The organism is Staphylococcus sp. EZ-P03 (genome assembly GCF_003344575.1).
GTDB lineage: Bacteria > Bacillota > Bacilli > Staphylococcales > Staphylococcaceae > Staphylococcus > Staphylococcus simulans_B.
The window spans coordinates 72,915-88,095 of record NZ_QPMO01000030.1 but is presented as its reverse complement, the minus strand read 5'-3'; the positions used below and the strand labels follow the sequence as shown (position 1 = coordinate 88,095).

The following is a 15,181-nucleotide window of genomic DNA, read 5'->3' as shown; positions in this document are numbered from 1 at the left end:
GCCCGCTTCCATTAATCTAATCTAATAATTGGTTGACTCTCATTATTACCCAACACAATCTTGCTCGCCACTGCATTTACTTGTGCTTTAGGAATCCCTTGTTTCTCCAAATCAGAAACTTTGAATTGACTTGCGTTCCCTTGATTAATTTCATCGTTATAATTAAGCACCGCAGCTTGAGTACCGCCAATGATTACGTATTCACGTGAAATACCAACATAAGTAACGTAAGGCCCGCAAACTGGACTCACTTCATAAAAATCCATTCCATTAGGTGCACCTGCTATATTAAGTGCTTGTTTTCCTTTAATCAATCTAATTTCATTTACCTTGAATGTATGTGTTTGACCTTGCATTATTCCAGTATACTTACCTTCTAATACTTCTTGTCCTCTAATAAAGCGCTTATTTAAATTTGGATTTAACAACATCAAAGCCACATTATGCTTTATTTCTTCTTGTGTTAAAGGTCCTATTTTAGTTTCAGTTTTTGTTTCTTGTTTAACATTTTCCTTTTTCTCTTCTTTTTTACTGTCTTCAGCTTTCGCTTTATCTTTATCAGTTGTTTTAGTTTCTTGTTTCGGCTTTTCTGTTTGTTTACTCTCTTCGTCTTTATGTCCGCACGCTGAAAGTAATAACACTAACAAACTTGTAATGGTGATGATTCTTAGTTGTTTCATGGCTTATCTCCTTAATTTTCAGGTACGTACTGTAAAGTATGCGGTGTTACTTGGTAAACATGTTTTGCCAGTGCGTCTACTTTAGCTTGGTTTAAATTTTGTTTCTCTAAATCTTTCACTTTAAAGATTTGTGCTCCCGGTTGTTCAGTAAAAGATCGGTAATCTAAATCTACAGTAGAAGTACTACCTGTTTGAACTTCATCTTTTGTTATTGTACCTATCACTACCTCATCATTCGAAATACCGATGAGTGTGTATTTATAGTCGTCTTTAGTGTGTGTGGAAAAATAAAAATTCATATCTTGTGGCCCATTCACCACTTTTGGTACTTGTAAGGAACTTAGTAATACTAGGTTATATATATTGACGTCTTTTCCTTTGAATGTCTGGTATTGTTTTTTCTTTATATCTGATGCAGTAATATAATAATTATTTAATTTAGGATCCATCAACATCATCGCAACATGTTTTCTCTCTAATTCTGCTTTTGGACCTGGCGAAATTTGTGATGGATCTTTGCCTTTTAATTCTAAAGATGGTTCATTATTGTTTTGTGAAGATGTGTCGGCTTTTTCAGATGTTTGTTTGTCAGATTCGCTTTTTTGATGATCTGTGTTTGATTTTTCTTTTGTTGTTTCTTTTGTGTGTGTTTCTGTTTTTTCTTCTTTAACTACAACTTTTTTCTCTTGTTTCGTATTGTCGTCTTTGTTAGTTTGGTTTTGGTCATTAGATGTTGTGTCTTGTGACTTGGATTCGGTTGATTGTTCTTTTTGATTATCTGCTTGCTTGTGCGTATCTTCTTTATGGCCGCAGCCGGCTAATAAAACTGCAAAAGCAAGCAAACCTGTCATCAAATGATGTAATTTCATGATGTTACCCTCCAATACATTTTGTTAATTATATATTACACAATTTATATAATGCGCTCAACGCTCATTTCTTAGCTTAATCCCCTTTTTACTAGGTTTTATAATGCATTTATATGGGAAGTTAATAATAATGAAATTTGAAATGAAATAAAATTAAATTTCACTTTCTACACTTTTTAAATAGAAAGGAGGCAGCACATGACTGAAATAAAAGTCGGTATCATTGCGGCACCCGGTTTTCCTATGCAGTTATCCGAAAAACTATCAGTTGATCTTCCCTCTACTTTGAACCGAGCACTAGAACAAGACATCACTTGGAATTTCCAATGTGTCGAAAATCCGCTCATCGGTTCAGCGGAAGATGTTAATAAGAGCTTAGACTTTGCGAAATCCATCAAAGATGAACATCAATGGGACTATGCGATTGTCGTAACAGACTTACCTATTGTAGAAGGGAAAAAGGTAGTTGTCGGAAATTTAGATGAACCGATGGCAACAGGTTTGGTTTCGATACCTGCCTTAGGTTTTATCAGGGTGAAACAAAAGCTTAAACAATGTCTGCTTTACTTTGCGGAAACGGTTTATCTTTACCATAACGAACAAGATAAAACCAAACGCAATTTGAACTTGTCTTTATTTACCCGCATCAAACCCGAACATACGATACTGGATGATAAACAAGAAAACGATATGTTAACGGAGGATGAACAAGAAGAAGGCGATCAAAGCTCTCATTCTAAAACTACGACTAAATTTATCTTAAGTCCTCTGATAATCAGCTGGATTTTACTCTTAGCAGGAATGATTAGAGCGAATCAGCCTTGGAAAGAAATCCCCAATTTCAAAAAGATTATTTCACTCTCTTTTGCGACCGCAACTTATTTAACGATTTTCTCAACACCTTGGCAATTGAGTATTGAATATTCTAATTTACGCTTTATTTTCATGACCACGCTGGCCATCGGCGGTATGGTCTTATGGATTATGTATGCCCATTCGTTATGGGGATATCCTACTACAATGACGACAAGAACCTATCGTACTGTTTATAACATCACAACGGTGTTTACACTGCTCATTATTATCGTATTAAGTTATTTAATTCTATTTGCACTCTTAATGATCAGTGTCGCATTGTTCGTGCCTAATGATTTATATAACATGAGTACATCCAACGAAGGTACACGTACGATAGCTCAGTTCTTATATCTGACATGGTTTGTGACATCACTTGGATTCTTAGCAGGTGCACTCGGTGCTTCTGTAGAGAACGAACAAAAGATTCGTGCAATGACTTATTCTTATCGTCAACGTGCACGTTACGAAGAAGCTAAAAGATGGGAAGCTTCGAATTACTATTCATCAGATGATACAAAAAACCAATCACAATCTCATAATTAAGAAAGGAGGCCGCATGTTATGCAAGAGCTTGTAGTAGGTATCGTCGCAGCGCCGGGTATCGCAAATCAGCTTTCGCGCAAACTTGTGGATACTTTGCCTCAACTTCTGCAGGATAATATCTCTTCGCAATTCCAATGGAAAATCGAAGTCGTTGTTGATGAGTTGACCGGTTCAGCTGAAGAAGCTGATTTGGCTTACCAAAAAACAGAAAACTTCTTAGATAAATATAACTGGCATTATATTATCAGCTTAACGGATTTGCCTTTGTTTCATGATAACGAATCCGTTATAGCCGTCGATATCAACGAAGAAAACGGCGCAAGTATTATTTCTATCCCTGCATACGGATGGCGTCCATTGACGAAACGGTTAGAAAAAACCGTCATCACCGTGATACATGAAATCAATGTCCTGTTTCGCGACCATCCGAATCAAAATAATAATCATGAAAATCATCAAGATGCTTACCGCAACATCTTCCCTTTCTCCAACTTAAGAAAGTTGAGAACCTATACCGATGATACGCATACGATGCACATTCGTTATATTGTCGCTTCAAAAGCTTCAGGGTACTTCCGATTATTAAGCGGTATGACGTTTGCGAATAACCCGTTGCGATTAATGAAAAGTATGAATAGTGTCATCGCTATCGCCTTTACAACAGGTGCTTCCGGACTGATCTTCTCTACAATGTGGCAGCTAAGCAATACCTTTACCACATTAAGACTGACGATTATGTCCTTGCTTGCGGTATTCGGTATGATTCTTTGGATTATATTGGCTCATAACTTATGGGAAAGCGAACGCTATAGTGAAAATAAATTAATAACCAGGCTGTATAACTTAACCACATTGACGACACTTACGACATCAGTATTAATTTATTATATTACCTTGCTTATTATCTATTTAATTGCATCACTGATACTATTGCCGCCAAGCTTTTTAGGCAATGCATTAGAGCTTTCGCATCCAGCACCTTTCACACTTTATTGTTCTATCGCATGGTTCGCAGCTTCACTTTCAACCATCGCAGGTGCAATCGGTGCAGGTATGCGCAACGAAAAATTAGTGCGTGAAAGTACCTATGGCGCAAGACAGCAAATGAGAAAAGCACTCTTTAAAGAACGACATCATATGCAATAATCACTTGAAAGAATCAAGATCAGCTGTGTCTTGATTCTTTTTCTTTATCTTTTTCTACAAGGTAAGCCTTCGGGTTGTCTGAAGTCAGACCCCTCTACCCTCTTAAAACCCCATTAAATCAATGTTTTTAAAAGTTATGCGCTATCTCTGCTTGTGGTACTGACTTGAAAGGAAATAAATGTTACCGTTTACACTTAACGGTATAGGCTATGCTATAACTAAGGGACTTAAAGAGGGGGAAAAGAGATGAAATTTAACAAACAACATATTAACCGCGTTGACTCAAGTCAAGCCAAGAAAAGTGTTGTCGCAACCGGTATCGGCAATGCGATTGAGTGGTTTGATTTCGGTTTATACGCACAGATGGCTGTGATAATCAGTGCTAACTTTTTCGGTAATATGCCAAAAGAAATTCAACTCGTTTCAACGTTCGCAGTCTTTGCCTTTGCGTTTATCGTCCGGCCGATCGGCGGTATCTTCTTCAGCCATGTCGGAGATAAACACGGAAGAAAAGCTGTATTGTCTTGGACCATTATCTTGATGGCCGGATCAACATTGGTATTAGGACTGCTGCCTACCCAGCACAGCATTGGGATATGGGCACCTATCTTATTGCTCATTGTGCGCTTAGTTCAATCATTTTCAACTGGCGGCGAATATGCAGGTGCGATGACTTATATCGCAGAAACTTCACCTGATCGCGCAAGAGGCAAACTCGGGAGCGGTCTTGAAATCGGCACACTTGCCGGTAATATTCTCGCTGCTGCGCTTGCAGGGATTATGTATTCGTTACTGACAGATGACCAAATGGCTTCATGGGGATGGAGAATTCCATTTATCATCGCCGCACCGCTCGGCATTGTCGGTGTGTTACTTCGTACACACTTGGATGAAAGTCCGGCTTATGAAACATCGCTCGAAGATGAACAAGACCAAACTTATACTTACAAGGACATCTTTAAATATTATTGGAAAGACATCATTGTTGCCTTTACAGGCGTCGCATTCTTAAATGTCGCAAACTACATGGTTCTGTCCTATATGCCGTCATTCCTAAACTCAACTATCAACCTTGGCGGTACTGTCGGCAGTATTCTTAGTACATTGACAATGGCCGTGATGATTCCGTTTGTCTTCTTCTTCGGCTGGTACAGCGACAAAATCGGAAACAAACGCACCGTTATGTTCGGCTTAATCGGCTACAGTTTATTCTCTGTTGTCGCATTTTGGCTGATGACCAACCCATCGATTCCTATGATAATCGCAGGTCTGATGCTTATCGCGTTATTCATGTCAACGTTTGAAGGCGTGATGCCTTCAGTCTTGCCGAGCATGTTCCATACTAAAATCAGATTACGTTCATTATCACTTGTTTATAATATCGGTGCCGCAATCTTCGGCGGTTTGACACCATTTATCCTGTCACTGCTTGTCGAAACGACAGGACAACGCATTGCGCCGTCATACTACCTGACACTCATCAACGTATTAGGATTGATTATTTTCGGTTTAATGTTCAAATCCACATCCAACAAGTCATTAAGAGGTTCTTACCCGAACGTCGCTTCACAATCTGAATACCAAAATGTAGTAGAGAATCCTAAAGATGCATTATGGTGGGAAAGTGAAATGAAAGACCGCGAACAATCTTAACTGCTTCATTTAACTTTTAACTAAAGTCAGCACGCCCTAACAAATTACATTGTTAAGGCGTGCTGTTTCATATTATCTACATTCCACAATGTGCTTAATTTTGTATGCATAGCTCGCACACTGGACGTTATATCACTGCATAACCTCCAATGTGCAGTTCTGTTAATCATTTTCCAAATCTAATGCATATTGTAATAACTGTTGGACTGCTTGATTTTGTATGTTGTAATAAGCCATCTTTCCTTCTTTCTCAAAAGCAACAATGTCTTTTTTATACAAAGTACGCAAATGATGAGAAGTAGACGCAATACTCATATTCAATAACGTCGCAAGATCGCATACACATAGCCTTTCTTCTTTAAACAAAGCCAATAGAATGGTCAGCTTCTTACTGTCTCCGATAGCACTGAATAAATCCAGCACCTCTAAAGTATGCGGTGTATTCAGAAAAGCTTTTGCGTCTTTGACTTTATCTTCATGCACGTATTTCATCTCGCATTGATCTTCTGCCAAGTTATTTCACTCGCTTTCTAGAAAATGAAACTTAATATTGTTTGAATGGTTCTGTTTTCAATAATGATATATAGGCCTAAACCAATATAGATGACAGCCATAATCCAACGATTATACTTTTCAACCGTTTCTCCTATTCCCGGTACTTTTGATAATTTTTGCGCTGAAAGGACCAGCAAGTAAATCATGATCACAAATACAATCAGTGTCACAATCAACTTAGGCAGCGTTAAACTCACAAAATAAGGGACGAATAATCCAATGTTATCAGCGCCGCAACTGGCAAGTGTTACCAGTGCGACAATACCTATAAGTTTCGACATCCCTTTTTCATCCAATTCTTTTTTCGCACGTTCTTCCCCTTCACAATCATCAAACAAGGCAACTTTAATTCCTAAATATAATGGAATCAAACCTAATAGACCTAACATCCATTTTTCAGGTACGTAATGCAAGACAAAAGCAAAGAATAAACTAATAACAATCAATGCGCCTGAACCGAGAAACTGTCCGATATAAATATCTCTGTATTCTTTTTTCGTATGCGCACGTGCAAAATAAATTAATAAAATGACCAATAAATCTAAGGCTGTGGCGGTATAGAGTACCACCGCAGTCAATGTGGTTTGAAACATCTCTCCACCTCATTCAAATCTGTATTTGAATATAGCATAGCACTTTCAAGTTTTACATTCAAATTTATTTTTGAATGTAAAAAAGACTTTCGCATCCGCAAAAGTCTTTTAAATCTATTATTTCGTTAATAATGCTTTGACAGCTTGTGCAAATGCTTCAGGTTGTTGTGCATAACCATAATGTCCGCCTGGGACTTGTGCCATCGGTGCTTTTAACACGTGACTGAAATAACTTGCCGCTTCATAACCTAGCGATCCTTTCGAATCTTCTCCTTGTACCACGATAATGCTTGTAGCTAACGCTTTATCTTGTGCAAAAATAAACGAGTAATTCATATACTGTCGTAATTCATATTGAAGCCAGATTTCAGTAGAAGCCCTGCTTCGCATTTGTGCAGTATCTGGTGAACACACTGCACAAGGTGCAATTGTATTTTCTACCAGTACGTTCATATCTGTTTGCGTGGGCTGTACCATACTTTCATATTGACGCATCGCAGCGGGTACACCCTCTATCATAGCAGTCCGTACGATTTGTTCTGCCTGTGCTGCATAGGCTTCTGCATCTGGCAGAACTGACACATTCAAAGGCTCATGAAGCAATAAAGTTTCTATCCATTCTGGATAATCCAACGCAAACTGCAGTGCCGCTGCAGCACCCGTATCTGTCGCAAAGACTGTCACAGGCTGATCTGTAATCGACTCCAAGATAGCCTTCATATCCTGCACATCTTGTTTCAGCCGATACGTATCTTTCGGATTCGCAATAGAAGCCGGCAGTGGTGCAGTGAGTTCGCTTGCGCCGTAGCCTCTTCTATCCGGCAGGATGACCGTGTAATCATGTTTCAATGCTTGTGCTGCTTCTATATAACTGTCATTGATACCGCTGGCACCTGGAATAAAAAGCAAGATAGGCCCTTGCCCAATCATGTCATAACGCAGTACAGCATCTTCTGCTTCTAAAGCATACATTTCTCTCGTTCCTTTCGCTCTAGTCATTACTGCCATCATACCTTATTCGTCATGTTTATATAAATCAACCGCTTCACGCGTCTGACTCAGATGTTCTAAATGCGATGCATAGTCTTTTGACAAGTAAGAATAAAATAATGTATCAACTGTCATTAACTGCGCAATCAACGAACTCGTTGCGGCTAAACGCAAACTCCGTTCCGAACTCGCACCATGTGCTAAACAAATATCAGAAACCTGTGCTAGCTTTGAATCTAACCCGCTCGTCATACCTATGACCGGCACACCGTAGTGTTGTGCAACTTCAGCTAAGCGCAATGTTTCTTGATTACGTCCTGAATTCGATATGCCTATCATAAGTGTCTCATCATCTCCGCCTGCCAAAACTGTCGCAATAATATGTGCATCAGCACTCTGTACGACATGCATGTCTGCACGTGTAAACTTTTGAAAGATGTCTTCTGCGACAATATGGCTGGCGCCTACACCGAAGACCACCAGTTTCTTGCATTGTCTCAAGCGCTGTACTGCTTGATTCAGCACTTGGTCTTCCAATAAATCTTCTGTGGTTTTCAATGTGTATTCCGCTCTGGAAAAGAGCGTTCGTTTTATTTCAGACGGCGATGCATCTTGTGCTATTTCTTGATAGACATTTTCTTGATGCTTCGGCAAATCACGCGACAGCGCAAGTTTTAATTCCACTAAGCCTTTAAATCCTAATTTATGCACACAGCGGATCACTGTAGCAGAACTGGTTTTTGTTTGTCGTCCGATGGCTTGTGCACTCATAGCAAGCACCGCTTTTGGTGCTTCAACCATATACTTTGCGACCAGCTGTTCTTGTTTTGTCAGCTGCGTCATATGTTCTTGAATATAAATTAATATTTGATCACTGGCCATCTGTTTCACGTCCTAATCATCAATTTCTTGTGGTGCCGTCATTTCCTTCGTTGTCCCGAAGAAATAAGTCGCCGCAAAACCGCCTGCGTACGCTGCAAGAATACCTGCAATATAACCGAGATACATATTATCATAAATCAGTGGTATCAATGATAGTCCGCTAGGCCCGATTGCGACCGCACCGATATGACCGATGCCTCCGATCACTGCACCTCCGATACCACCGCCGATACAAGCTGTAATAAACGGACGGCCTAATGGTAAAGTCACACCATAAATCAATGGTTCTCCGATGCCCAAAATACCTGCAGGCAATGCGCCTTTTAATAAGCGGATAATTTTCTTATTCTTACGGCATTTCACCCATAATGCTAAAGCTGCGCCGACTTGTCCTGCACCTGCCATCGCAAGTACCGGCAATAAGAAAGTCGCATGATCTTGGTTGATCATTTCAATATGAATCGGTGTAAGCACTTGGTGCAAGCCGAACATTACGAGCGGCAAGAATGTCGCACCGAGAATAAAGCCGCTGAAGGCACCGCCGATATCTAATACCCACTTGATAATGCCTAATAGCCCTTCAGATACTACACCTGCTATCGGCATGATTAAGAAGATTGTGACCAGACCCATAATCAATAACGTAATGGTAGGTGTGACAATAATGTCCACCGCATTCGGAATAATTTTATGCAGGCGCTTCTCAACCATCGCAAGCAGCCAAACCGCAAAGATAACACCAATCACACCGCCTTGTCCCGGCGCTAATGCTTCGCCGTTAAAGATATTATGGAGCGGCTGTTCAGGCGTCATCCCTGTCAACATGGTCGTACCGCCGATAACACCGCCGAGTCCTGGTGTCGCACCGAATTCTCGTGCTGCATTAATTCCGACATAAATGACTAAGTACGCAAGCAAACCGCTCTTGATAATATCAAATACTAAAGTGAGCTGTTTCCATACTGCACCTTCTATCACACCCGCTGATAACATGTTCGTTAATACAGCCGCAATCCCGCCGATAAGTCCTGCACCGACAAAGGCTGGAATCAACGGCACAAAGATATTCGCAATCGTACGCAGTACTTTCTTCCATTTAGACTGCTTTTGATTCTTTTTCATCTGCGTTTTAAACAGCATCGCTTCTTCTTCTACGCGTGCTTTGTCAGATTGATGTGTATGATGCGAAATATCTTCTCCTAATGGCGTTCCGATTATCTCGCTCATTTCATTGGCCACTTTATTCACTGTACCGGGTCCGACAATGACTTGAAGGGTATCATCTTCAACTACACCCATGACACCATCAATAGCTTTTAAACCTTCGATATCGACCTTTGAATAATCGATAATATTCATACGGACACGTGTCATACAGTGAATCACACGTTCTAAGTTTTCTTTACCTCCTACATGCTTTAATATTTCCTGGGCAATCTTTCTCTCTTTTGTCATTGCGTTTCACGCTCCTTAAGTCCTTCTGATAAAACCATCTGCCTTTTTCAATCGATCTAATGCTTCCGCATATTTAATATCATGCAGCCCCATAACTATCGCAGCTTTAACATTGCCTCTGCTGCTGTAAAAGAGCTGCTTAGCTTGTTCTTCGCTGGCACCTGTCACTTCTGAAATGATATTGAAAGCACGCTGTTTCAATTTTTCATTCGTAGGTTTAACATCTACCATCAAATTTTCATACACTTTGCCGATACCGATCATGGCACCTGTCGATATCATATTCAGAACCAGCTTTTGTGCTGTACCTGATTTCAAGCGTGTCGAACCTGTTAAAATCTCAGGGCCGACTTCCACTTCGATAGCGACATCAGCTATCGCTCCGATTTTCGTATCCTTATTACATGCGATGGCTGCTGTATTGGCACCGACGGACTGTGCGTATTCTAAACCGCCGATAACATAAGGCGTTCTGCCGCTAGCGGCTAACCCAATCACGATGTCATCTTTCGTCAATTCGATTTCTTGCAAATCTTGTGCACCCAGTCCTAAATTATCTTCAGCACCTTCAATCGCTTCAGTCATAGCTTTAGAACCGCCCGCTATCAAACCGATAACATCATCTCTCGTAACACCGAACGTCGGTACACACTCTGCCGCATCTAAGACACCTAAGCGTCCGCTGGTACCTGCACCCATATAAATCAAACGTCCGCCTCGTTTAAAAGAAGCTATCACGTTATCAATCACCTGCGTGATATAATCCTGTTCTTGTGCAATTGCTTGTGCCACAATCTGATCTTCTTGATTCATCAAGGTCACAAACTCTGATGTGCTTAATTGATCTAAGTTTTTTGTTTTCTCATTGCGCTGTTCTGTTGTCATTTTCTTAAAGTCCATGGTCTTCCTCCTCTCTTCCTATTAATTGAAATGTTGTACCGGATGCGATTAAGTTGAGACAATCAATATCTTTCGGCTCAATATGCCCTAAGACATTTACTGCCGCATCTGCCGGCAAATCTGTACGTGTAATTTGAAGCTCATTCATATAACGCCCATACAGATGATTATCTAAAGTAATGGTACCTGTCGGACGCTCTACAGCATTTTGCGGCAAGACTTCATCTTTAAATTGACGTCGTGCTTCTTCTGCTCTGACCACATCACGCGCAACATCTAAACGGTTATGATACGTACCTAAATAGGGACTCTCTTGATTTAAGTCAGTACGTAATACCACTTTTCGTTGTTTGACGTAATGATTGAATTGCTTAATTAAAAAGGCATCGATTTGACTGTCACCGATACAAGCGATATCGCATAAATCACTTTCAAGTTCTGATGCAGCGGCTACAGGATGCATATTGCGATGGGCTTCAAGTGTCGGCAAGCCGCGATAAATCGGACCTCGCAGTTTTGTTCCTTGCACAAATGCCATAATTTGAATTTCCGGGAACGCACCTTTTAAGCGTTCATTGATGTGCTGGAAAAAAGAACGGTCTAAACCTGTCTCAGGTCGCGGATAATAGTTATGCGCTACAAGAATGTTCTCTTGTGAGATGGCACGGTCGCTCAGCGCTCTTAAAATACGAAAAGCATCCGTACTCGCATTCAGCATCACCGCATGTTTTTGTTCCACATAATCTGCCAAGACATCAAGCTCTTCCCCCTCATCCAAACGCACAATATCAATACCTGCATCTTCAATCCCTTGCGGGTCTTCTAAAGAAAGATCCAGACGCGCTAATGTATCTGTATTCACATCCGCAATAATACGTGCACGATGGGCATTGATTTGTGCCAATTGTGCTAAACGTGTTAAATACACTTTTTCATCTTCTTCAGGGATTTGGAGTGACGTAAAAATATAACGGCAGCCTTGATCTAGCATTGTTTCAATATAATCTTCATCAAAGGGTTCTCCTAAATATACAGAAAAACCTAATTCCATTTGATTCACCTCTTTTTAGATTCATTCATTACCCATGTACCCCAAAAATAGAAATAAGCATTTATGTAATCGCTTACATTATCACACATATGAAATAACATTACAATATACACATATAAATAACTTTATTTTGTAACAAAGTTCCAAACTTAATAATTATATAAAAAGCACGCCCCCTCTTAAAAAGGCGCGTGCTTAGAAATACATCATTGAATTTTAGTCGTGTTGTCTTAATTATTTTTGATAATCATAAGCTGTGATAATAATAGCTTTTAATTCACTGATTAATGGTTCTTTAGGGTTCGCTGTTGTACATTGATCTTCATATGCAAGTTCTGCCATACGATCTACTGTCGCATCTAACACTTCTTGTGTCACACCTTGGGCTTTAAGGTTCATTTCAATACCGACACTTTGGCCTAATTCATAAACTGCATCTGCAAGTGCTTCAACTAAAGCTTCTGTTGTTTTGCCTTTTAATCCTAAGAAGCGTGCGATATCCGCATAATCTTCGTCTGCTCTGAAGTAATCATATTTAGGGAATAACGCATGTTTTTGCGGATCTTTCGCATTATATCTGATGACATGCGGTAATAAAATCGCATTGGTACGTCCATGCGGAATATTGTATTCTCCGCCGATTTTATGTGCGATAGAGTGGCTGACACCTAAGAACGCATTCGCAAAGGCCATACCTGCTAAAGTAGACGCATTATGCATTCTTTCTCGTGCTTCAGGATCGCCGTCATTTGCGGAAGCTTTCAAATAATTAAAGACAATTTGTATCGCTTGAAGACTTAAGCCTCTTGTATAATCGTTGGCTAACACAGAAACATAAGATTCAATCGCATGTGTTAATACGTCCATACCTGTATCGGCAGTCACTGAACGCGGTACACTTAACACAAATTGCGAATCTACAATTGCGATATCCGGTGTTAATGAATAATCTGCTAAAGGATATTTCACATGTGTATCACTATCAGTAATGACCGCAAACGGTGTCACTTCTGAACCTGTACCAGAAGTTGTCGGAATACAAACCATTTGTGCACGTTGTGCCGGTAAAATTTTATACGTACGTTTGCGGATATCTAAGAACTTTTGTTTAGCGCCGAAGAATGATAAATCCGGATGTTCAAAGAATGCCCACATGCCTTTAGCGGCATCCATTACAGAACCGCCGCCGATTGCGATAATGACATCTGGCTGGAATTCAACCATCAGTTCTAAACCTTTATATACTGTATTCGTAGAAGGGTTCGGTTCTACATCGCTGAATATACGTACATCAGGCACGTCTGTTCTGCTCGCAAGCACTTCTTGTACACGTTTGGCATAACCTAAATTCACCATGCCTGCATCCGTTACAATCATGACACGTTCAATGTCTTTCATTTGTGTTAAATACAAAAGCGAATTTTTCTCAAAGTAAATTTTTGACGGCAGTTTGAACCATTGCATATTATTTCTCCTTTTAGCGATTGTTTTGACATTAATCAAATCGACTGCAGAAACATTATGAGAAACAGAGTTGTGTCCATAAGAACCGCAACCTAATGTTAAAGATGGAATCATTTCATTATAAATTCCGCCGATACCGCCTTCAGCTGATGGTGAATTAATCAATACACGGCATGCATTCATACGAATACCGAAAGCTTTTTGAAGTTCCTCATCTTCTGTATGCACTACTGCAGTATGTCCTAAACCGCCTAAATCCAGCATACCTTCGCATAATTCTAATGCTTCTTCACGACTCTCTGCTTTTACCATTGCAAGTACAGGAGATAATTTTTCGCGTGACAGCGGATAATCAGGACCTACACCTTCAAGTTCCGCAATCAGCATTTTTGTTCCTTCTGGTACTTTAATACCGACAGACGCTGCGATTTCTGCGGCAGGTTTTCCTACGATATTCGCATTGACTGCACAGCGATCTTCACGCATGACAATGCTTTCGAGTTTAGGTAATTCATTTTTCTTCACAACATAACATTGATGGGCTTCAAATTCTTTTTTCACTTCGCTATAAATTGCTTTATCTACGATAACCCCTTGTTCAGATGCACAAATCATACCGTTATCAAATGTCTTAGATACAATTACATCATTCACAGCACGTTTGATTTTCGCTGACTTTTCAATATAGGCAGGTACATTACCAGGTCCTACACCTAAGGCCGGTTTACCTGTAGAATAAGCTGATTTCACCATCGCAGCGCCGCCTGTCGCAAGCACTAACGCAATTTTATCGTGATTCATTAATAATTTAGTGGCTTCCAATGAAGGTTGTGTGATCCATTGGATAACATGTTCAGGCGCACCTGCTTTAAGTGCTGCTTCATAAATTACTTCTGCCGCAAGTGTTGAAGATTGCTGTGCACTTGGATGGAACGCAAATACAATCGGATTTCCTGTTTTAATCGCAATCATCGCTTTGAAAATAGTAGTAGAAGTCGGATTGGTCGTCGGTGTTACACCGCACACTACACCTACCGGCGATGCGACATACGTTAAACCGCGTTGTTCATCTTCTTTGATGACACCGATAGTCTTGTTGTATTTGATAGATTCCCAAATGTACTCTGAAGCATAGAGATTCTTGATTGCTTTATCTTCATAGATACCGCGTCCTGTTTCTTCATATGCTGCTTTGGCTATTTCCATGTGTTTATCCACGGCTGCCATTGCCATCGCATGTACAATCTTATCAATTTGTTCTTGATTCAACTTTGCTAATTGATGCAACGCACGCTGACCGTTATCTGCCAGCGTATCAATCATTTGTTGTGTCAGGTTCACTTCTGTTTCTGGTTTTTCATTCTGAGCTTGTGTTGATTCAGTCATTTCGATTCCTCCTCAAAGTTCAAATCCGATTGTTTTTAATTTGTGAATTATTTCACAAACAGAATAGCTTAATTTCCTCAAAGAGTAAACGAAATTCTATTTATTTCCTTTCAATTTCCAACACTTTTGTGAACGCGTCATTTTATGAAAAACCGT

General features: G+C 40.0%; 13 protein-coding genes. 3 read left to right on the top strand and 10 right to left on the bottom strand.

Translation table 11 applies throughout. The annotated features are described in order from the left end of the window. Positions 1-11: 11 nt before the first annotated feature. Positions 12-680, bottom strand: a complete 669-nt coding sequence (locus DVJ99_RS13195) for a hypothetical protein (protein WP_162912211.1) — start codon at positions 678-680, stop codon at positions 12-14. An 11-nt stretch (positions 681-691) separates the two neighbouring features. Then, positions 692-1,549, bottom strand: a complete 858-nt coding sequence (locus DVJ99_RS12110; RefSeq protein ID WP_114604429.1) for a hypothetical protein — start codon at positions 1,547-1,549, stop codon at positions 692-694. Positions 1,550-1,747: 198 nt separating this feature from the next. Here DVJ99_RS12110 and DVJ99_RS12105 point away from each other — a divergent pair, with 198 nt between their 5' ends. The 3 genes from DVJ99_RS12105 to DVJ99_RS12095 all read left to right on the top strand — a co-directional run bounded on the left by DVJ99_RS12105 (position 1,748) and on the right by DVJ99_RS12095 (position 5,749). Beyond that, positions 1,748-2,950: a hypothetical protein gene (locus tag DVJ99_RS12105; protein ID WP_114604428.1), complete on the top strand. Its 1,203-nt coding sequence runs from the start codon at positions 1,748-1,750 to the stop codon at positions 2,948-2,950. A gap of 18 nt (positions 2,951-2,968) precedes the next feature. Then, a complete protein-coding gene (locus DVJ99_RS12100) occupies positions 2,969-4,096 on the top strand; it encodes a 5,10-methylene-tetrahydrofolate dehydrogenase (RefSeq protein ID WP_114604427.1) in 1,128 nt (375 codons plus the stop codon). A gap of 246 nt (positions 4,097-4,342) precedes the next feature. Then, positions 4,343-5,749 carry an MFS transporter gene (locus DVJ99_RS12095; RefSeq protein ID WP_114604426.1) on the top strand — a complete coding sequence of 469 codons (1,407 nt, stop codon included), beginning with the start codon at positions 4,343-4,345 and terminating at the stop codon, positions 5,747-5,749. A 162-nt stretch (positions 5,750-5,911) separates the two neighbouring features. Here the strand turns inward: DVJ99_RS12095 and DVJ99_RS12090 are convergent, their stop codons facing one another. From DVJ99_RS12090 to adhE, 8 genes are all read right to left on the bottom strand, one after another. Next, positions 5,912-6,262 carry an ArsR/SmtB family transcription factor gene (locus tag DVJ99_RS12090; RefSeq protein WP_240430857.1) on the bottom strand — a complete coding sequence of 117 codons (351 nt, stop codon included), beginning with the start codon at positions 6,260-6,262 and terminating at the stop codon, positions 5,912-5,914. 17 nt (positions 6,263-6,279) lie between these two features. Then, positions 6,280-6,897 (bottom strand): CadD family cadmium resistance transporter, encoded by a 618-nt coding sequence (locus DVJ99_RS12085; RefSeq protein ID WP_114604425.1) that lies wholly within the window; start codon positions 6,895-6,897, stop codon positions 6,280-6,282. A gap of 117 nt (positions 6,898-7,014) precedes the next feature. Further along, on the bottom strand, positions 7,015-7,905 hold the full coding sequence (locus DVJ99_RS12080) for an alpha/beta fold hydrolase (protein ID WP_240430856.1): 891 nt from the start codon (positions 7,903-7,905) through the stop codon (positions 7,015-7,017). A gap of 6 nt (positions 7,906-7,911) precedes the next feature. Beyond that, the gene (locus DVJ99_RS12075; RefSeq protein WP_114604424.1) at positions 7,912-8,769 is read right to left on the bottom strand and encodes a MurR/RpiR family transcriptional regulator; all 858 of its coding nucleotides are present in this window, start codon (positions 8,767-8,769) and stop codon (positions 7,912-7,914) included. A gap of 12 nt (positions 8,770-8,781) precedes the next feature. After that, positions 8,782-10,224: a PTS transporter subunit EIIC gene (locus tag DVJ99_RS12070; protein ID WP_114604423.1), complete on the bottom strand. Its 1,443-nt coding sequence runs from the start codon at positions 10,222-10,224 to the stop codon at positions 8,782-8,784. A gap of 15 nt (positions 10,225-10,239) precedes the next feature. Continuing rightward, entirely contained in the window at positions 10,240-11,124 is an 885-nt protein-coding gene (murQ, locus tag DVJ99_RS12065) for an N-acetylmuramic acid 6-phosphate etherase (protein WP_114604422.1), read from the bottom strand. Continuing rightward, positions 11,114-12,175 (bottom strand): MupG family TIM beta-alpha barrel fold protein, encoded by a 1,062-nt coding sequence (locus DVJ99_RS12060; RefSeq protein ID WP_114604421.1) that lies wholly within the window; start codon positions 12,173-12,175, stop codon positions 11,114-11,116. Before DVJ99_RS12060 ends, murQ begins: the two co-directional genes overlap by 11 nt. Positions 12,176-12,409: 234 nt before the next feature. Beyond that, positions 12,410-15,025, bottom strand: coding sequence for a bifunctional acetaldehyde-CoA/alcohol dehydrogenase (gene adhE / locus DVJ99_RS12055; RefSeq protein ID WP_114604420.1), 2,616 nt, complete (start codon positions 15,023-15,025; stop codon positions 12,410-12,412). Positions 15,026-15,181: the final 156 nt, after the last annotated feature.

What these genes read in the sequence shown, in the direction of transcription:
- DVJ99_RS13195 (WP_162912211.1), bottom strand. Translation starts at nt 680, where the DNA reads ATGAAACAACTAAGAATCATCACCATTACAAGTTTGTTAGTGTTATTA.
- DVJ99_RS12110 (WP_114604429.1), bottom strand. Translation starts at nt 1,549, where the DNA reads ATGAAATTACATCATTTGATGACAGGTTTGCTTGCTTTTGCAGTTTTA.
- DVJ99_RS12105 (WP_114604428.1), top strand. Translation starts at nt 1,748, where the DNA reads ATGACTGAAATAAAAGTCGGTATCATTGCGGCACCCGGTTTTCCTATG.
- DVJ99_RS12100 (WP_114604427.1), top strand. Translation starts at nt 2,969, where the DNA reads ATGCAAGAGCTTGTAGTAGGTATCGTCGCAGCGCCGGGTATCGCAAAT.
- DVJ99_RS12095 (WP_114604426.1), top strand. Translation starts at nt 4,343, where the DNA reads ATGAAATTTAACAAACAACATATTAACCGCGTTGACTCAAGTCAAGCC.
- DVJ99_RS12085 (WP_114604425.1), bottom strand. Translation starts at nt 6,897, where the DNA reads ATGTTTCAAACCACATTGACTGCGGTGGTACTCTATACCGCCACAGCC.
- DVJ99_RS12080 (WP_240430856.1), bottom strand. Translation starts at nt 7,905, where the DNA reads ATGGCAGTAATGACTAGAGCGAAAGGAACGAGAGAAATGTATGCTTTA.
- DVJ99_RS12075 (WP_114604424.1), bottom strand. Translation starts at nt 8,769, where the DNA reads ATGGCCAGTGATCAAATATTAATTTATATTCAAGAACATATGACGCAG.
- DVJ99_RS12070 (WP_114604423.1), bottom strand. Translation starts at nt 10,224, where the DNA reads ATGACAAAAGAGAGAAAGATTGCCCAGGAAATATTAAAGCATGTAGGA.
- murQ (WP_114604422.1), bottom strand. Translation starts at nt 11,124, where the DNA reads ATGGACTTTAAGAAAATGACAACAGAACAGCGCAATGAGAAAACAAAA.
- DVJ99_RS12060 (WP_114604421.1), bottom strand. Translation starts at nt 12,175, where the DNA reads ATGGAATTAGGTTTTTCTGTATATTTAGGAGAACCCTTTGATGAAGAT.
- adhE (WP_114604420.1), bottom strand. Translation starts at nt 15,025, where the DNA reads ATGACTGAATCAACACAAGCTCAGAATGAAAAACCAGAAACAGAAGTG.